The organism is Bacteroidota bacterium, from assembly GCA_036522515.1.
Lineage (GTDB): Bacteria > Bacteroidota > Ignavibacteria > UBA10030 > SZUA-254 > VBOC01.
Genome location: DATDFQ010000043.1, coordinates 385,848 through 404,201 on the forward strand (window position 1 = coordinate 385,848; position 18,354 = coordinate 404,201).

The 18,354-nt window shown below is 61.0% G+C and carries 21 protein-coding genes; all 21 read right to left on the reverse strand.

Annotated elements, in window-relative coordinates:
• Positions 1–10: 10 nt before the first annotated feature.
• Positions 11–1,360 carry a DNA repair protein RadA gene (radA, locus tag VI215_07960; GenBank protein HEY6192244.1) on the reverse strand — a complete coding sequence of 450 codons (1,350 nt, stop codon included), beginning with the start codon at positions 1,358–1,360 and terminating at the stop codon, positions 11–13.
• 17 nt (positions 1,361–1,377) lie between these two features.
• Complete coding sequence (locus VI215_07965; GenBank protein HEY6192245.1) at positions 1,378–2,268, reverse strand: NAD(+)/NADH kinase; 891 nt, start codon at positions 2,266–2,268, stop codon at positions 1,378–1,380.
• A complete protein-coding gene (locus tag VI215_07970; GenBank protein ID HEY6192246.1) occupies positions 2,265–2,594 on the reverse strand; it encodes a DUF1844 domain-containing protein in 330 nt (109 codons plus the stop codon). The genes VI215_07965 and VI215_07970 overlap by 4 nt, the downstream gene beginning before the upstream one ends.
• A 75-nt stretch (positions 2,595–2,669) precedes the next feature.
• A complete protein-coding gene (locus VI215_07975; GenBank protein ID HEY6192247.1) occupies positions 2,670–3,800 on the reverse strand; it encodes a glycosyltransferase family 9 protein in 1,131 nt (376 codons plus the stop codon).
• Positions 3,800–4,600, reverse strand: coding sequence for a glycosyltransferase family 2 protein (locus VI215_07980; GenBank protein HEY6192248.1), 801 nt, complete (start codon positions 4,598–4,600; stop codon positions 3,800–3,802). The genes VI215_07975 and VI215_07980 overlap by 1 nt, the downstream gene beginning before the upstream one ends.
• A complete protein-coding gene (locus VI215_07985) occupies positions 4,597–5,829 on the reverse strand; it encodes an O-antigen ligase family protein (GenBank protein ID HEY6192249.1) in 1,233 nt (410 codons plus the stop codon). The genes VI215_07980 and VI215_07985 overlap by 4 nt, the downstream gene beginning before the upstream one ends.
• A complete protein-coding gene (locus VI215_07990) occupies positions 5,829–7,670 on the reverse strand; it encodes an ABC transporter ATP-binding protein (protein HEY6192250.1) in 1,842 nt (613 codons plus the stop codon). The genes VI215_07985 and VI215_07990 overlap by 1 nt, the downstream gene beginning before the upstream one ends.
• Entirely contained in the window at positions 7,667–8,479 is an 813-nt protein-coding gene (locus VI215_07995; protein ID HEY6192251.1) for a glycosyltransferase, read from the reverse strand. Before VI215_07995 ends, VI215_07990 begins: the two co-directional genes overlap by 4 nt.
• 46 nt (positions 8,480–8,525) lie before the next feature.
• A complete protein-coding gene (locus tag VI215_08000; GenBank protein HEY6192252.1) occupies positions 8,526–9,344 on the reverse strand; it encodes a glycosyltransferase family 2 protein in 819 nt (272 codons plus the stop codon).
• A 4-nt stretch (positions 9,345–9,348) separates the two neighbouring features.
• Positions 9,349–11,871 (reverse strand): leucine--tRNA ligase, encoded by a 2,523-nt coding sequence (leuS, locus tag VI215_08005; GenBank protein HEY6192253.1) that lies wholly within the window; start codon positions 11,869–11,871, stop codon positions 9,349–9,351.
• Positions 11,872–12,013: 142 nt separating this feature from the next.
• Positions 12,014–12,553, reverse strand: coding sequence for a 50S ribosomal protein L17 (rplQ, locus tag VI215_08010; protein ID HEY6192254.1), 540 nt, complete (start codon positions 12,551–12,553; stop codon positions 12,014–12,016).
• Between the two features lie 12 nt (positions 12,554–12,565).
• Positions 12,566–13,534, reverse strand: coding sequence for a DNA-directed RNA polymerase subunit alpha (locus VI215_08015; GenBank protein ID HEY6192255.1), 969 nt, complete (start codon positions 13,532–13,534; stop codon positions 12,566–12,568).
• A 93-nt stretch (positions 13,535–13,627) separates the two neighbouring features.
• The gene (rpsD, locus tag VI215_08020) at positions 13,628–14,257 is read right to left on the reverse strand and encodes a 30S ribosomal protein S4 (protein HEY6192256.1); all 630 of its coding nucleotides are present in this window, start codon (positions 14,255–14,257) and stop codon (positions 13,628–13,630) included.
• An 83-nt stretch (positions 14,258–14,340) separates the two neighbouring features.
• Positions 14,341–14,754, reverse strand: coding sequence for a 30S ribosomal protein S11 (gene rpsK / locus VI215_08025; GenBank protein ID HEY6192257.1), 414 nt, complete (start codon positions 14,752–14,754; stop codon positions 14,341–14,343).
• Positions 14,755–14,774: 20 nt separating this feature from the next.
• Positions 14,775–15,158 (reverse strand): 30S ribosomal protein S13, encoded by a 384-nt coding sequence (rpsM, locus tag VI215_08030; protein HEY6192258.1) that lies wholly within the window; start codon positions 15,156–15,158, stop codon positions 14,775–14,777.
• A gap of 22 nt (positions 15,159–15,180) precedes the next feature.
• Entirely contained in the window at positions 15,181–15,294 is a 114-nt protein-coding gene (gene rpmJ / locus VI215_08035; protein ID HEY6192259.1) for a 50S ribosomal protein L36, read from the reverse strand.
• Positions 15,295–15,305: 11 nt separating this feature from the next.
• A complete protein-coding gene (gene infA / locus VI215_08040; protein HEY6192260.1) occupies positions 15,306–15,524 on the reverse strand; it encodes a translation initiation factor IF-1 in 219 nt (72 codons plus the stop codon).
• 8 nt (positions 15,525–15,532) lie between these two features.
• Positions 15,533–16,297, reverse strand: coding sequence for a type I methionyl aminopeptidase (map, locus tag VI215_08045; GenBank protein HEY6192261.1), 765 nt, complete (start codon positions 16,295–16,297; stop codon positions 15,533–15,535).
• A gap of 45 nt (positions 16,298–16,342) precedes the next feature.
• A complete protein-coding gene (secY, locus tag VI215_08050; protein HEY6192262.1) occupies positions 16,343–17,680 on the reverse strand; it encodes a preprotein translocase subunit SecY in 1,338 nt (445 codons plus the stop codon).
• 3 nt (positions 17,681–17,683) lie between these two features.
• Entirely contained in the window at positions 17,684–18,163 is a 480-nt protein-coding gene (rplO, locus tag VI215_08055; protein ID HEY6192263.1) for a 50S ribosomal protein L15, read from the reverse strand.
• Positions 18,164–18,167: 4 nt separating this feature from the next.
• On the reverse strand, positions 18,168–18,353 hold the full coding sequence (gene rpmD, locus VI215_08060; GenBank protein HEY6192264.1) for a 50S ribosomal protein L30: 186 nt from the start codon (positions 18,351–18,353) through the stop codon (positions 18,168–18,170).
• Position 18,354: the final 1 nt, after the last annotated feature.

Sequence of the window (18,354 nt, forward strand, 5' to 3'; positions counted from 1 at the left end):
GGTGGGCCGGTCAGGTGAAGAGAATGCCGACGGCCTCGTCGATGCGCCCGATGCCGATGACGTCGATTCCCTTCGGGGGTTGAAGGCCTTTGAGACTGAGGGCGGGGATCAGAACCCGCTGAAAGCCCAGCTTCGCCGCCTCCTGGAGCCGCTTCTCGATCTGGCCGACCGTCCTCACCTCGCCGCTCAAACCGATCTCTCCGATTGCGACCGATCCCGCATCAATTGCGCGATCGCGCATGCTGCTTACGATCGCAAGGGCGATACTGAGGTCCACCGCGGGCTCGTCGATCCGGATTCCCCCGGCGATGTTCACGAACACGTCCTGCCTGCCGAGCGTCATTCCGAGCCGCTTCTCAAGCACCGCAAGGAGCAGCCCGAGCCTCCGGTAATCGACGCCGGTGGTGTTGCGCTCGGGGACGGTACGGCTCGAGGTCGTGACGAGGGCCTGCACTTCGACAAGGATGGGCCGTGTCCCCTCGATGGTCGCCGCGACCATCGATCCGGATGATCCGAGCGACCTCTGGGAGAGGAAGACTTCCGAGGGGTTGCCGACTTCCCGGAGTCCGGTGTCGCGCATTTCGAACACACCGATTTCGTCGGTGGATCCGAACCGGTTCTTCACCGCGCGGAGAATGCGGTAGGCGTGATGCTGATCTCCTTCGAACTGAAGCACCGCATCCACCATATGCTCGATCACCTTCGGGCCGGCGATCACGCCGTCCTTGGTGACATGGCCGATCAGAAAGACGGGGATCGTCTTCTCTTTCGCGATCCTGGTGAAGAACGCGGTCGACTCGCGGACCTGGGAAACGCTGCCGGCCGTCGCCTCAAGCTCCGGCCGGACCATCGTCTGCACGGAGTCGACAATGATCACATCAGGCGGGTTCCGGTCGATGAGTTCCGAGATGGCGTTCAGGTCGGTCTCGGTCAGAATCAGGAACGACTCGCTTTCGGCGGTACCCAAACGCAGGGAGCGGAGCTTGATCTGTTTCGCAGATTCTTCTCCGGAGATGTAGAGGACGCAGCGGCCCCGGATGCGGGAAGCAAGTTGCATCATGAGCGTGGACTTTCCTATCCCCGGGTCGCCTCCGAGCAGGATGACGGAGCCAGCGACGATCCCCCCTCCCAGGACCCTGTCGACCTCCGGGCTTTGTGTGGCAATGCGTTCCTCATCGACGAGCTCCACCTCCCCGAGCCGGAGCGCGCGGGCGGAGGAGCGCCCGGCCTTCCTTCCGGGAGAGGACTTTTTTGCGAGCTCCTCCAGAAAGGAATTCCATGCGCCGCAGTTCGGGCACTTGCCGGTCCAGCGGGGAGATTCGTAGGCGCACGACTGGCACACGAACTTCGAAAGGGGGATCGCCTTGGCCAGTCGCGCTACTCCTTCGGATCGATTCTCAGGTCGCGCCCCCAGGAGAGTTTCGCGCGAAGGAGGTTGAAATAACTTCGATTCAATCGCTTGACGAGTTTCACGGTGTAAGGAGCCCGCTGGATCGTGAAGACCGCCGGAGTATCATAAAACCCCTCCGTTTGTCCGTCCGCGGTGAGGTGCACGGGCGTCGAGGCCGACTTCACCGAAATCCTGATCAGGCTCCCATCCGGAACGATGATGGCGCGGGCTGTCAGGGTGTGGGGGGAAACCGGCGTCACGATGAGGACCCGGCTGCTCGGTTCGACGATCGGCCCGCCGCTGGCGAGAGAGTAGCCGGTCGAGCCCGTCGGAGTGCTCACGATGATCCCGTCCGCGGCGTACGTCACGAGGTACTGGTCATCGACATGCGTTTCGAGCTGGATGACCCGCGGGGAGATTCCGCGGTCGACAACGACCTCATTCAGGGAGGAGCTGCAGGTTCCGTCCTTCGAGTTCCTGGTTTGCAGCACCGTTCGCTCTTCGAGAAGATAGGCCCCGCCGGCGATCTCCTCGAGAGAGGCCGCCATTTCTTCGACGGAAAGCTCCGCAAGAAACCCCATCTTGCCGAGATTCACCCCCAGAATCGGGACTCCCCGCGGACCCGCCACGCGGGCGGCGGTCAGCATGGTTCCGTCCCCCCCCAGCGCGATCATCAGGTCGCATTGCAGGGGGATCTCCTCCCGGGTGCCCACCTGGGCCGCGGCGAGCGGAACCGCGCCGTCGTGCCGGTTGTACATCTCGGCGAGCTCCTGTTGGACGACAAAGGGAAAGCCCTTGAGCCGGAGGTGGCGCACGAGTGTCGCGGTGACCTCGGTAATGACCGGCTTGTTGGTATTTCCGACGATGCCGAACTTCATTTCGCGTCCGCGGGTTTCTCCGGTTCCGGCGGGGGCGCCGCGGGACGGGCCGCTTCGGGCGGCGCTTTGCCGGCTTCCTCGACGTAGTTCAGCCGGAGGTCTCTCAACACGTTTGAAAACATCCTGTCATCTTCGGGGATGAGATTCCCTTTCATCTTGGAATGGAGCATCTCCAGCATATCGATCGAAATTTGAGCCTGGGGGAGGTCCCGCTCGATCTTGTCGCTGAAGGGGTTTTTCAATTTCCCCATGTGCTGGAGCGCGGCAGTCTCGAACATCAGGATGAGTTGCGTAAGAAGAAGCCGGTTTTTTTCTTCGTTCGCCATTGGTCGTACGATTCGTGGGAAATTCGTTGAAAGGTAACCAAAAACAGTTTCGAAACAAAACGAAGGAGTTCCCCCCTACGGCAGAAGCGGAATCCTGTCACCCACCAGCGAGCGGAGCGCGCTCATGGCGCCGGCGACGGGGACATCCTCCGTTCGATGCGAAAGGGCGCGAAGAGCGATGACTCCGGCGCCGAGAGGTTTCCATATCTCCGGGTCGGTCGGACCGAAAATCGCGACAACGGGCGCGCCAGCCGCCGCTCCCAGGTGCATGATCCCCGTATCGTTGCAGACGAGGGCCGTGCACTCCGCACAGATTGCGCCCAGCCTCGCCAGCTCCGGGTGCCCCGCATCGATGGTTTGAACGCCGGCTGACTCCGCGAACCTGCTGCGCAATTCCTCTTCTCCCGGACCCCAGAAGAGGATCACCTGCGCGCCGCCGGGCCCCGAAACTCTGCGTGCCAGCTCGGCAAAATGAGCCACCGGCCAGCGGTTCGGCTTCTTCCCCGCGCCGAGATGCATCGCGACCGCCGGGAGGCCGCTCCTGAACCCCAGCTCCGCGAGGCCGCGGAGGGCGGCATGTCGCTCTGATTCGGATATGACGAGCCTCGGAGACGGATCGGCGGTATCGACCCCGATGTGCCGGACGATGTCGAGATTACATTGTGTCTGGTGGCGGCCTTCATCGCAGGCCCTCGCGACCAGATTATAAAAAAAATTCCTCGTTGCCCCCCGGAACACCCGCGCCTCCGAACCGAGCAGATACCTGGCGCCGGAATAGTGGGCCAGGAAGTCGCTGGTCAGGGAATGGCTGACGGTCGTCGGCACGACCGCGAGGTCCCACCGGCCGCGGAGCGCTCGAAGGAACGAGCCGCCGTTCTTCCAGGACCAGTCCGGTATACGCTCGCGGTAGACCAGGACCTCGTCGACCGAGGGAACGAGGCGCGCGATCCCCTGAAAGTATCCGCGCACCAGAAGCCCGATCCGGGCCGCAGGAAAATGCCCGCGGAGAGCCCGCACCACGGGGGTGGAGAGGAGGAAGTCACCGAGCTGGTCGTGCTGCCGGACGACCAGGATCGACCGGATCGAATTTCGATCGACTGCCTCCGGCGGAAGAACCTCCTGCCCGAAGAGTCGCTCCAGCACCCGCATGCCGGCCTCTGCGGCGCTGTCCCGGCCCCGTGACAGGAGCCCGCTTCCGCCCGCCATCAGCCCGCCTTCTCCGGAGAGCTTCCCGCCCTTGCGGGGGAACCCGCCGCGAGCTCTTTCAGCTTCGCGTACTTGACGAAGACATACGACGCGGAGCAGAGCGAGAGAACCAGGCCGTGCATCCCGTCCAGGAACCCCCGGCGGAGAACGTACATCTTGAAAAACAGGTAGGGCGGCCTCACCAGGAGGTCGTACGCCGAGCAGCTCTTCCCGGCTTCGTGCGCATCCGCCGCGGCAAGCGACGTGTATGAATTGAATTTCGAGAAGTAATGATAGAGCGTCTCGTCGGTGAAATGGAGGAGGTCGTGCTTCAACCTTCCGGCCGGCCCCCGGAGCTCCAGCCGCTCGTGCACCCGCGACCGGCTGAACGCGCCCGCCTCTTTCCGGAAGAGCCGCAGGACCAATCCGGGATACCATCCGCAATGCCGGATCCACTTGCCGAGGAAGTAGGCCCTCCGGGCGACGGTGAATCCGGCGAATGCCGGTGCGCCGTCTTTCAACGACTCCCTGATCTCGGCCTGAAGTCCGGCCGGAACCCGCTCATCCGCGTCGAGCCAGAGAACCCACTCGTTTGACGCGTGCCGGAGCGCGAGCTCTTTCGCCTCCGAGAACCCTCTCCAGGGTGTGACGAACACCTTCCCGGTAAACCGGCGCGCGAGCTCCGCGGTCCGGTCGGAACTCTCGGCGTCGACGACCACGAGATCGTCCGCCCAGTCGACACTCTTGAGACACTCGGCGATGTTCCTCTCTTCGTTCCGCGCAATGACGATGACGGAGAGCGGAAACGTACCCTGCCTCACGGGGCGTTTCCTTTCATGGGGAGCAGCGGGTTTCCGCCGGCTTCCGCCATCTTCCTGCAGAGAAGCGCCACTCCGACGGTGAACCAGAGAAGCACCGCGATCTCATGGTCGCCGAAATTCCATTCGAACAGGCCGTTCACCTGAAAACCGATGTAGGCCGCAAGGCAGCCGACCGCGAGGCTCCCGAGCAGCCAGTCTCTGCCCGTTTCCCTGACCGCGCGAAGCTCCAGGAGAAAAATTTTTGTAAAGAGGGCGAGGGTCGCCAGCGCCCCCGGGATCCCGAGCGTCACGAGGAGCATCATCGCGTTGTTGTGGAGGTGACCCCCCTCCCCCTCTTCGATCGGCTTCGTATACGTAACGTACAGCCGCTTGAGATCGATGTCCCCCGTGCCGGAGAAGGGCCGGTCCAGGAACATCCTCCAACCCGTCGTGACCATATGGATCCGGCTGAGATTTGAAGACATCGACGGATCGAAAATGCTCCGGGCTCTCGCCTGGAAATCCGCCGGAGCCGCGACGAGAAAAAGCGCGATGAGAAGAATCAGGACAAGGATCAGCTTCTTATTCTGAAGGATTCCGATCGCCAGAAGGCCGGCGACAAGCCCGAGCCACGCGCTCCGGCTCTGCGTGAGGACAAGCCCGGCAGCCAGCGGGACCGAGCCGATGATCGCCGCCAGCCTCCACCGGCGGGGCGTGGCCGGGTGGATGACAAACGGAGTGATGACGAGCAGGAGGATCATCTTAATCCCCCCTTCCGTGAGGAAGTACTGGAAGAGCGAAAGACGGGCGTAGTGTCCGCCGACGGAGGTGAGCGAGAGGAGTTCGACAAACGAAAAGAGGGACGCGGCGCAGACCGGAACGGCCACCGCGATCGCGAGCCCCCGCCGGCCCGCCGTGCCGAGCAGGATCAGGTAGACGAATGAGATGAGAAAAAAGCGCTTGGTGTTGACGAACGAAGCCAGTGGATCCCCCGAGAACGCGGTGGCAAGGAGCTCGGCGGCAAGATAGAGGAGAAACAGGAGGTCGAGTTCCGTCCGGGGAAACGCATCCCATTTCGCCGTGACGAGCAGCCACAACCAGATGAGAATGGCGGAGCCCATCGCCACCGAAGAGAGAAACACCGAGAAGGAGACCGACGTGACGGCGAGAATCGTCAGCCCGAAGAGAACGCGGCGGGCGGCTTCGGGGATGTTCGCTTTGCCGGGGGGTGTCGGAAGGGAATCCGGCATTACGCGCGAAACTGGAGGTCGTACAGCTTTCTGTAGAGCCCGGACGGGTTTGCGACCAGCTCGCCGTGCTTGCCCATTTCGACCACCCGGCCCCTGTCGAGGACGATGATCCGGTCCGCATGCTGCACCGTCGAGAGGCGGTGGGCGATGACGACGGAGGTCCTGCCGGACATCAGACGGTCGATCGCGTCCTGGACGAGTTGTTCGGACTCGGTGTCGAGCGCCGATGTCGCCTCGTCGAGAATCAGGATGGGGGGATTCTTGAGAATGGCGCGGGCCAGCGAGAGGCGCTGGCGCTCGCCGCCGGAGAGCTTTACCCCCCTCTCCCCGATCACGCTTTCGTACTGGAGCGGCATGGCCATGATGAACTCGTGCGAGTTCGACGTCTTCGCGGCCGTGATGACGTCCTCCAGAGGGCACTGCTCCAGCCCGTACGCGATGTTATTCCGCACGGTGTCGTTGAAGAGGACCGTTTCCTGCGTGACGATCCCGATGTTTTCGCGCAGAGAGCGCAAATCGAGCTTCCGCAGGTCGATCCCGTCGATCGCGATTCCCCCGGCGGTGGGATCGTAGAACCGGGGCAGAAGATCGACGAGCGTGGTTTTTCCGGTGCCGCTCGGACCGACGATGGCGACGACTTCGCCTTTCCGGATCGTGAGGTTGATCCCCGTCAGGACCCGGTCGTCTCCGTCGTAGGAGAAGGAGACGTTCCTGTATTCGATCCCCGTCGTGAATTTCTCCAGCCGCACCGGATCAGGCGCGTTGGCGATCGAAGGGCGGCGGTCCAGGATCTCGAAGATCCGCTCGCCCGCCGCGCTGGCTTCCTGAATGCGGTTGTTGACGTTCGTCAGTTCCTTGACCGGGGGCATGACCTGAAAGATGATGAAGAGGAAGCTGAGGAATGCCCCGGCGTCGAGCGTGTGCTCGATCAGGATCTGCCTTCCCCCGTACCAGATGATGACCGTCCCCGCCGCGACGCTGAGGATTTCGGTCATCGGCGAGGCGAGGTCCCTGATCCGCGTGATCTTGATGAGCGCGGCAAAATACTTTTGCGTGAACCTGTTGAATTTCGCGTTCTCAAAATCCTCCATCGCGAACGCCTTCACCACCTTCACGCCCGAGATCGTCTCCTGAAGGACCGACGAGATGTCCGCCAACCGCTCCTGTGAAACCCCGCGTTCTCGGTGCAGGCGGATGCCGATCCAGCTGATAACAGAAAGCGAAAAGGGGAAGACCACGAGCGAAATGAGCGTGAGCTTCCAGCTCAACGCGAACGCGAGCCCCAGAAAGACGATGATCAGGAGCGGCTCCCGGATGAGCGTGACGAAGAGGGCGCTGATTCCCCCGTTCAGGATGGAGACGTCGTTTGTCATGCGCGAGATCAACTCCCCGGTCCGCTCGTTCGTGAAGTACGCGAGCGGGAGGTCGTGCAGGTGCCGGTAGAGCGCGTTCCTCAGGTCCTTGATCACCCCTTCTTCCGCGAAGTTCATCAGATACGACTGCATGTAGCCGAAGAAATTCTTGAGGAGAAATGCCACGATGATGATCGCGCAGATCCGGAAGAGCGCTTCCATCTGTGTTCCGGCGAGCATGAAGTGGAGAAACGATTCCTTGATCCCCCCGAGCAGATCCGAAAGCCCGAACGGGACAGGGGTCGTCTGGGTTGGCGCCTGGCCTGACGCCGGCGAACCGAACAGGATATTGAGGAGCGGGATGAAAAGGTAAATCGAAACGCCGCTCAGGATCGAATAGAGAACCGTGCAGAAGATGGAGAGAGAGATGTGCTTCCAGTACGGCCTCGCATAATGGACGATGCGGAGGTATGTCCGGAAATTCCTCACCGGACCGGGACCCGGAAGATCTGCCGGAGCCCGTGCGCACAGACGGGGTTCCTCTCCTTCACCGCCTGTTCGTAGATACGGAGGTTTTCGGGGCCGACGCTTGTGGGCGGATGGTAGAGGTGGTAGAGGACCGCGAGGTAGCGGAGCGTCACGAACCTCGTCCCGAGCAATTCGAGACGAAACGCGACATCCGTATCCTCGCCGAGGCCGGGCGCCCGGTACGACTCGTCGAAGCCGTTGATCTGTTCGAGGAGGCTCCGTTCCACGGAGAAATTGCAGCCCAGGATCCGCGCCTTGTTCCGGTGGAGAAGGCGGCGGAGAACCGGGTTCTCTATCCTGAGGCCGTCCTCCAGGTTGCTGCTGCGCGCCATCAGGCCGTCGAGGAGAAGTCGGGGGGAGATCTTCCCGATCGCGCCGGACGCGGCGTCTTCGGGCGTCAACCGGTCGGTGATCTGCCGGCTGAGATTCACTCTCCGGCCGCAGAGGACGGACCGTGGCACCCTGTTCTCCTGATGGTCCTGAAGAAACCGGTGGTGCGGAACACAATCGCCGTCGATGAAGACCAGGTATCCGGTCTCCGACGCGGAGATCGCCTTGTTGAGCATGACATTCTTGCGAAATCCCTTGTCTTCCTGCCAGAGGTGCCGGACCGGAAACGGGAGGCCGGGACGGGTGCGTTCGATAAGCTCGGCCATCTCCGGTCCCGAGCCGTCGTCCGCGATGAGGACTTCGAACCCGCGCATCGTCTGGCGGCGGAGCGCCGCGAAGATATATTCGAGGTACCGCGTCTGGTTGTAGACGGCGATCACCAGGGTGAGGGAGTTTTTCAGGGGAGGGTCCCCGGTTCTGACGGTCTCACGGGCGCTTGAGCCGCCGGAGTTCGACGTTGGTGATCGGGGGTAAGAAACCTTTTCCCTCCCGTTCGCGCCCCTGATACTCCCACAACTTCGCGTAGAGCGCGAGCGTGTAGATCGCTCCCAGCACCGCGAGGAGGAAACCGTAAAAGCCGTCGCGATATCCTCCGTTTGAGAAATATTTCCTCAGGAAGTGCGAACAGGGACTCAGGAACAACCGGCCGGCGCCCACGCGGGAGGGCGTCCCCTCCTTCAGCTTGTTCGAAACCTGGAGGGAGGTGTAGTCATTCATCTTGGCGACATACTGGCCGATCGTTTCGTAGGTGTAGTGGTTCAGGAAGCCGGAGAGCCTTCCCCGCGGTCCGTCCACGGTGAAACCGCCGTGTACTTCCGCTGCCTCCGCCCGGTACAGGCCGCGGCGGAACAAGCGGAACGCGTAATCGGGTTGCCAGCCTCCGTGGGCAATCCGCGCGCCGAAAATGAACACCTTTCGCGGGATCTCATAGCCGGCCGCGGCATCGGGAGAAGCCAGAACGGCGCGAATCTCCGCCTCGAGTTCCGGGGTCGCCTCTTCGTCCGCATCGACGTAGAGAAACCACGACCCGGTGGCGGCGGCAAACCCTCTCTCCCGCTGCGGGATGTCGCCGTCGAATTCATGTTGAATGACGGTATCCGCATGTTTCCTCGCCAGCTCCACCGTCCGGTCAGAACTGAACGAATCGACCAGCAGAACCTCGTCGGCCCATCGCACGCTCCGGAGGCACCGTTCGATGTTCTTTTCCTCGTTGAACGTGATGACGACCACCGAAAGCCTCTCCATGCCGCTATCCGGTCACCAGGCTGACGAGCTTGTTCTTTACGATCACCGTTTTGACGATTGTCCGGCCTTGCAGGTGCCGCTGAACGTTCGCGTCTCCGTGGACCAGCTTCTTGAGAGCCTCCTCGCCGGAATCGACCGGTGCGCGGAACTTCGACCGGACTTTTCCGTTGATCTGGATGATGATTTCCACCGAATCGACCGCAATTTTCGATTCGTCGAACGACGGCCAGGCCTCGTACGCCAGGGAGTTCCCGTGCCCGAGCTCCTTCCAGAGTTCTTCCGCCAGATGCGGGGCGAACGGGGAAAGGAGGAGAACGAAGGTCTCCATCGCCGCGCGGGGCTTCGGATCGGCGTTCAGGAACTCGTTCACAAAAATCATCATCTGGGAAATCGCCGTGTTGAAGTTCAGCCCTTCGATATCCCCCGTCACCTTTTTGACGGTCTCGTGAAGAAGCCTCTCCTGCGCGGGGTTCGGGGCCGCATCCCGGACGGAAGGAAGCAGCTTCCCCTCTTCATCAAGGATCATCCGGTAGGCGCGGTTCAGAAAACGGTGCACCCCTTCGACGCCCCGGGTCGACCAGGGTTTCGAATCGACAAGCGGTCCCATGAACATCTCGAACAGGCGGAGGGAGTCCGCTCCGTACTCCCCGACCACCTCGTCCGGGTTCACGACATTATTGAGCGACTTGGACATCTTGACGCCGTTCTCACCCAGGATCGTCCCCTGGTTGATCAGCCTCGCGAACGGCTCGTTCGTCGCCAGGTACCCGAGATCATGGAGCGCTTTGTGCCAGAACCGGGCATACAGCAGGTGAAGCACCGCGTGTTCCGCGCCCCCGACGTAGAGGTCGACCGGCATCCAGTACCGTTCCTTCTCGCGTGAGACGAACTCCTTGTCGTTATGCGGATCGAGGTACCGCAGGTAGTACCAGCACGAGCCGGCCCATTGGGGCATGGTGTGCGTCTCCCGCCGGGCGGGCTTTCCGGTCGCCGGGTCGGTCGTTCGCACCCACGATTCGATCGACTCCAGGGGCGACCTCCCGTCCTTGACGCTCACGGAGGAGCCCAGTTCCGGGAGGACCACCGGGAGGGACGATTCCGGGAGAGCCCGGACGGTCCCGTCCTCAAGGTAAATCAGGGGGAACGGTTCACCCCAGTAGCGCTGCCGGGAGAAGAGCCAGTCGCGGAGACGGTACTTGACGGCCCGTCTCCCGTACCCCCCCGCCTCAAGCCACGCGAGCATCCGCTTCTTCGCATCCGCCGTCGTCAGCCCGTTCAGAGAGATCCGTTCGCTTGTGGAATTTACGGCGACGCCGTCGCCGCAGTAGGGGACCGATGTCGGAGCGCCCCCCTCCACCACTTTCAGGATCGGGAGCTTGTACTTTTCGGCGAACTCAAAATCGCGATCATCGTGCCCCGGAACTGCCATGATCGCTCCCGTTCCATAGCTCAGGAGTACATAATCGGCGATCCAGATCGGAACCGGAGCGTTTGTCGCGGGATTGAGCGCAAATCCGCCCGTGAAGACACCCGATTTTTCCTTTCCGGTAGCCGTCCTTTCGAGATCGCTTTTCAACCGGGTAGACCCCCGATATTCGTCAACCATGCTCCGGTGCTCCGGAGTTGTCACCCGGTCGACCAACTCGTGCTCCGGGGCAAGCACAACGTAGGATGCTCCGAATATCGTGTCGGCGCGAGTCGTATAGACTCTGAGTGAAAATTCTGAATTACAGACGGGAAAGTCGATTTCCGCCCCTTCCGACCTCCCGATCCAATTCCTCTGCATCTCGATAATCCCGGGGGGCCAATCCAGGCCCTCAAGGTCATGCTCCAGGCGGTCAGCGAAGGCGGTTATCCGGAGCACCCATTGACGCATGAGCCGCCGCTCGACCGTATAGCCCTTCTCCACCCATTCGGCGACTTCCTCGTTTGCGAGAACGGTCCCCAGCGCCTCACACCAGTTTACAGGGAGTTCGGCCCGGTAGGCAAGCCGCCTCGCGGCCATATATTCGTACCTCCCGGTTTCGGATAACCCGGGGGGGAGAGGGAGTTCGTCGATGGACCGTGCCCTGCCCGTTTCCGGGTCGTACCACGCGTTGAAGAGCTTGAGGAAGATCCACTGGGTCCATTTGTAATAGGAGGGGTCGGTCGTGTTGATTTCCCTCGACCAGTCATAGGAGAGGCCCAGCATCTTGATCTGCCGCCTGAATGTCGAGATATTCTGCTGGGTGGTGGTGCCGGGAGGAATCCCCGTCTGCATCGCATATCGCTCCGCCGGAAGGCCGAACGCATCCCAGCCCATGGGATGCATCACGTTGAACCCCTTCATTCGCTTGTAGCGGCAATAGATATCCGTGGCCGTATACCCTTCGGGATGGCCGACGTGGAGGCCGGCCCCCGACGGATAGGGGAACATGTCGAGGATGTAGAGTTTCCGTTTTGAAGAATCGTCCGGAGTGGCGAACGTGCGCTCTTCCTCCCATTTCTGCTGCCACCTCCTCTCTATTTCACCGAACGGATACGTCATCTACGCCTTTTTTCGGGATTCTGGTTGGATTAACATACGGATTTCGTGATGGAGAATCAATTTGGGGAGAGGGGATAGAAATGAAAGAGGGCTCCGTATGATCCGGAACCCTCGCCGCTGCCACTCCTGGAACACCTGGAAATCAGGCCGGTTTCGATTCCTTCTCCGCGGCCGCTTCTTCCGTCTTCCCCTTCCTGCGTTCCTTCTTCACTTCCTTGTCCGCCTCCTTTTTGGCTTCCTTCTGGGCGCCCTTCTTCGATTCCTTCGCGGCCTTGGCTTTCTTCGCGGGAGCCTCGCCGGTATTGAAATCGACGAGCTCGATGATCGCGACCTCGCCGCCGTCGCCGAAGCGCCGGCCCAGCTTCACCACACGGGTATATCCTCCCGGCCGGTTCCCGATCTTCGTGGCGATCTCGCCGAACAACTCCTTTACCACCTCACGGTCCTTGATGAACCGGGCAACCTGCCGGCGCGCGTGGACATTGTTGGCGATGCTCCCTTCGGCCGCCGCATTCTTGGCCCGGGTGAGGAGCTTCTCCGCGACCATCCGCGTTTCCTTCGCCTTGGCCAGCGTTGTGCGGATCTTCTTATGCCGGAACAGCGCGGTACAGAGGGCGTTCAGAGTCGCCTTTCTGTGGCTGGCGGTCCGCTTTAGTTTTCTTCCAGATTTTCGATGTCGCATGGTGCGGCCGTCCTAGTTGTTGGCATCGTGAAGGTACTTCTCGACATCCATCCCGAAGCTGAGCCCGAACTGTTCGATGATCTCCGAGAGCTCCGCGAGGGACTTGCGCCCGAAGTTCCGGAACTTCAGCAGCTCCGGTTCGCCGCGCCTGACAAGGTCGGCGATCGTCTTGATGTTCGCGGCCCGGAGGCAGTTGTGGGAGCGGACCGAGAGTTCGAGTTCATCGACGTTCATCTGAAGGATCTTCCGGATCCTTGCGAATTCGGAATCCTTCTCGAGCATCTCCTCAGCCGCCTCGGTTTCGATGTCGAAGCTGAGGAAGAGCTGGATGTGGTCTTTGAGGATGTTCGCGCCCTGCGCAAGCGCATCGTCGGGTGCGATCGATCCGTCCGTCTCGACTTCGAGAACGAGTTTTTCGTAATCCGTCTGCTGCCCCACCCGGGTCGTCTCCACGTGAAACTTCACGTTCCGGATCGGAGTGAAGATCGAGTCGATCGTGATCACGCCGGTGGTCTGATCGGGGAGCTTGTTCTCCTCCGCCGGCACGTAGCCCTTGCCGCGGCCGACGCGGAGCTCCATTTCGAACGCGGCGCCCGCGTTCAGGGTGACGATATGCTGGTTCGGATTGAGGATTTCGATTTCCGGGTTCGCCTTCTGGATGTCGGCGGCGGTCACATCCTTCGCCCCCTTCAAATCCACGACGACCTTTGCCAGCTTCTTGTTGAGCAGCTTCATCCGCACGGATTTGAGGTTCAGAATAATCTCGGCGACGTCCTCGACGGCCCCCGGGATGCTCGAAAATTCATGGAGCACACCCTCGATCCGGATGGCGGTAAACGCCGTGCCGGGAAGGGACGAAAGCAGGACGCGGCGGAAGGCGTTTCCGATCGTCACTCCGAACCCCTTCTCGAGCGGCTGAAGGACAAACCGCCCGAACGTGTTCGAGTACGACGTCTCGTCGAGCTGAACCTTCTCCGGCATCTGAAAATTTGTTCCTACCATATCAATTTCTCCCGAGTTGCAAATTCATCAACAATCGAATACGAATCACGACTATCGTTCATTCGGATCGCGTTACTTGGAATAGAGCTCGACGATAAGCTGTTCATTGAAGTTCAGCGGGATGTCCGCCCGTTCCGGGATGCTCAGGAAGGTGCCGGACATTGCGGCTTTGTCGAGACTCAGCCACGGAAGCATCGCGCTGTCCTTCATCCGCTTCATCGACGAATGGATGACGTCGAGCTTTTTGCTCTTCTCGCGGATCTGGACGATATCGCCCGCCCGGAGCAGGTACGAGGGGACGTTCACGACCTTATTGTTCACCATCAGGTGGCCGTGGACGATCAACTGCCGCCCGGCTTTCCGCGAGGGGGCGAACCCGAGCCGGTAGACGACATTATCGAGGCGGCACTCGAGCATCTTGACGAGCGTTTCGCCGGTCCGTCCCGTTTTCCGGAGCGCCTTTTCGAAGTAATTGCGGAACTGCTCCTCCATCAGGCCGTACATCCGCCGGATCTTCTGTTTTTCACGGAGCTGGACGCCGTATTCGGAGATCTTCTGCCGCCGGTTCTGGCCGTGCTGGCCCGGGGGGTACGCGCGCCGCTCCACGGGGCACTTCTCCGTGAAACACTTCGTGCCCTTGAGAAATAGCTTCTGCCTCTCTCGTCTACAAAGTCTGCAACTTGCTTCGATATATCTGCCCATGATCTCCTTCTGCTTGGATGAACAACCTCCCGGTCGCCCGGAAGGAAGTGGTGCGCTTCTGCAACAGTGTGTGCGCCGGGGTGCTAGACGCGGCGGCGCTTCGGCGGCCGGCAGCCGTTATGCGGTATCGGGGTGATGTCACGGATGCTCAGAACTTCGATCCCGACCATCTGGAGGGACCGGATTCCGGCCTCGCGCCCGGACCCGGGCCCCTTGACGTAGACGTCGACTTTGCGCAATCCGAGGCTGAACGCTTCCTTGGCCGCGGCTTCCGCAGTCACCTGCGCGGCGAACGGCGTGTTCTTCCGTGACCCTTTGAAGCCGTTGCGGCCGGCGGAAGACCAGCTGATGACGTTGCCGTAGACATCGGTGATCGTCACCATCACGTTGTTGAACGTCGCCTTGATGTACGCCTTGCCGGTGACGTCGACCTGGATCTTCTTTTTTTTCTTGGCCGCGCCGGACTGCTGGCCGGACGGCGTTGTTGGTTTTGCCATTGGGTTGCTCGCTTGGTTGATTACTTCTTGGCCAGTACCTTCTTCTTTCCTGCAACTGTCTTTCGCTTGCCCTTCCTGGAGCGGGCATTCGTGCGGGTTCGCTGGCCGCGGACGGGCAGGCCCTTGCGGTGGCGTAATCCCCTGTAGGAGTTGATGTCCATCAATCGCTTGATGTTCATCTGGACTTCGCTGCGCAGGGCTCCCTCCACCTTGTAGTCGGAGGTGATGATCGAGCGGATCCTGGCCACTTCCTCGTCGTTCAACTCGGCCACGCGCTTCCCGGGTTCGATTCCCGCCTGCTCAAGGATCTTCAGGGCGCTCGTTCTGCCGAGGCCGAAAATATAGGTCAGCCCGATCTCCGCACGCTTGTTCTTCGGTAAGTCGATTCCAGCTATACGCGCCACGCTTTACAATCCTTTCGAGTTATTATCCCTGACGTTGCTTGTGCTTCGGGTTCTTGCAGATCACGCGCACGACGCCCTTGCGTCGGATAATCTTGCAATTTTCACATAAGCGCTTCACCGATGATCGTACCTTCATCGCAACCCCTTCTATTTGTACCGGTAGGTGATTCTGCCCTTGCTGAGGTCATACGGTGACATCTCAACCGTCACCTTGTCGCCCACCAGAATTTTGATATAATGCATGCGCATTTTACCGGAAATCACCGCCAGAATCTCATGTCCATTATCGAGCCGCACCCGGAACATCGCGTTCGGAAGCGTCTCGGTAATGATTCCATCCATGGTGATCGGACCCTGTTTCGCCATCAACCGGACTAGACGGTGAGAATTTCTGGTTCGGTGTCGGTCACCAGGATCGTATGCTCAAAATGGGCCGAGGGCTGGCCGTCGGCCGTGCGGATCGTCCATCCGTCGCGATCGACGCGCACCGGGTACCGCCCGAGATTGACCATCGGCTCGATCGCAAGCGTCATGCCCCGCTGAAGCACGGTACCGGTACCGGCCTGGCCGTAATTGGGAATCGCCGGATCCTCGTGGAGATGGCGGCCCACGCCGTGGCCCACCAGATCCCGTACGACCGAAAAACCGCCGCCTTCGACGTGGCTCTGGACGGCCGCCGAAATGTCGTGGACCCTGTTTCCGGCCCTGGCCTGGGCGATCCCCTTGTAGAGCGACTCTTCCGCCCGTTTCAGCAGGCGGGATTTCTCCTCCGAGATCTTCCCGACCTCGAAGGTCCATGCGCCGTCGCCGAAAAACTGATTCTTCTTGACTCCGACGTCGAGCGAGACGATTTCCCCCTCGCGCAACGCTCTCGAACCCGGTATCCCGTGCACCACCTCGTCGTCGATGGAGGTGCAGAGGCTCGCCGGGAACCGGTTCTCCGGGTCCGCTCCGTAGCCCTTAAACGCGGGCTCCCCCTTCTGGGATCGTATGTACTCCTCGGCCATCGCGTCGAGCTCTTTGGTGGTGATACCCGGTTGAATGAATTTTTTCAAAATCCGCAATACTTCCGCCACAATCCAACAACACTCTCGCATCAGTTCGATTTCCTGCGGCGACTTGATCGTTGCCTTCGCCATGCTTCCTAATGATCTCCTACCACGCAACGCGGCCCGCGCCCGGCATTACATCCTTCTGCCTTTGATCTTGCCGCTCTTCATGAATCCGTCGTAGTGCCGCATGAGCAGATGGGATTCGATCTGCTGGAGGGTATCCAGGCCGACGCCGACGACAATCAGCAAACTCGTTCCGCCGAAGAAGCTCGCGAAGTTCGCGGTCACTCCCATCCGGATCATGAACGCCGGCAGGATCGCGACGATCGCCAGAAAGATGGACCCCGGAAGCGTGATTTTCGTCAGGATGTTGTCGATGAAATCGGAGGTGTTCTTCCCGGGACGGATGCCGGGAATAAACCCGCCCTGCTTCTGCATCGTTTCGGCGACATCCTTCGGATTGAACGCGACCGCCGTATAAAAATAGGTGAAGAAAATAATCATCAGGCCGTAGGCGACCGAGTACGTGACCGACGTGTAGTTCAGGTATCCCGCCATCCCCTGCAGGAGCTCGCTATCGGGGAAGAACGTCAGGATCGTGTTCGGTATGAACATGATCGCCTGCGCGAATATAATCGGCATGACGCCCGCGGTGTTGACGCGCATCGGAATATACTGCGTCACACCGCCGTAGATCTTGCGGCCGACGACCCGCTTCGCGTACTGCACGGGAATCCTTCTCGTCGCCTGGGTGACAAGCACGATTCCCGCGACGATGAAGACCATCAGCCCGATGATGATCAATTCGATGATCGCGCCGCGCGCCCCCTGGCTCACGAGCTGGTACTCGTCCAGGATCGCGTGCGGGAACCGGGCGATAATCCCGATAAAGATGATGAGGGAGATGCCGTTGCCGATTCCGCGTTCGGTGATCTGCTCTCCGAGCCACATCATGAACACCGTTCCCGCGGTCAGGATGATCATCGTCGAGACATGGAACCCGAAACCCTGCACTCCCGCCGGAACGATCGGCGTTCCCGCGGGGGACATGCTCGCGATCTGGACGCTGACGCCCCACGCCTGCAGCAGGGAGATGAAGACCGTCCCGTAGCGGGTCAGCTGGGTGATCTTCTTGCGGCCCTCTTCGCCTTCCTTCGAGAGCTTCTGGAAGTACGGAATGACGGCGCCGAGGAGCTGGATGATGATCGACGCGCTGATGTAGGGCATGATGCCCAGCGCGAAGATCGCCGCGTTGCTGAACGCTCCCCCGACAAAGAGGTCGTAGAGGCCGAACAGGGTGTTGGAGGTCTGGTTGCGCATGACCTCCGACAGGACCTTCGCGTCGACGCCCGGAATCGTCACGTGCGCCCCGAACCGGACGACGACCAGGAGCCCGGCTGTAAACAGGATTCGCTGGCGTAGTTCCTGAATCTTGAAGATGTTCCGAAAGCTCTCGCTTAACTTCGCCATGCACTAAGTTCCGGACCGCTTGACTGTCAGCGCCTTGCCGCCGGCACTCTCGATTTTCAGCACCGCGCTCTTGCTGAACGCCTGCGCGGAGACCTCCAGGGTCGACTTCAATTCGCCGTCGCCCAGGATCTTCACCGGCACGTGCTTCTTCGAGAGAACTCCGAGCTTGTACAGGATCGCGGGGTCGACTTTCCCTTCCGCGATCTTGCCGGCTGCGGTGAGGCGCTCGAGGGTCGCCACGTTCACGGTCTGAAACTCCACCTTGAACGGGCTCGTGAATCCGAATTTCGGGACGCGCCGGACGAGCGGCATTTGTCCCCCCTCGAACCACGGGCGGTCGTGCCTGCCCGAGCGGGCGCCTTCGCCCTTGTGGCCGCGTGTGGCGGTCCCGCCGTGTCCGGATCCCTGGCCGCGCCCGATCCGCTTCACGCGCTTCCGGGAGCCCTTGGCGGGATGGAGATTGCTCAGCATCGAGTCGGTCATCGTTCTAGCCCACCTCCTCGACCTTGACCAGATACTTGACCTTGTTGATCATCCCGCGAATCTGGGGAGAATCGGTCTTGATCACGGAGTAGTTCGGCCTGCCCAATCCGAGAGCCTCGATCGTGCGTTTGTGCGATTTGAGGCAATCGATCTGGCTGACGACCTGTGTAATTTTGAGTTTTCGAGTCATA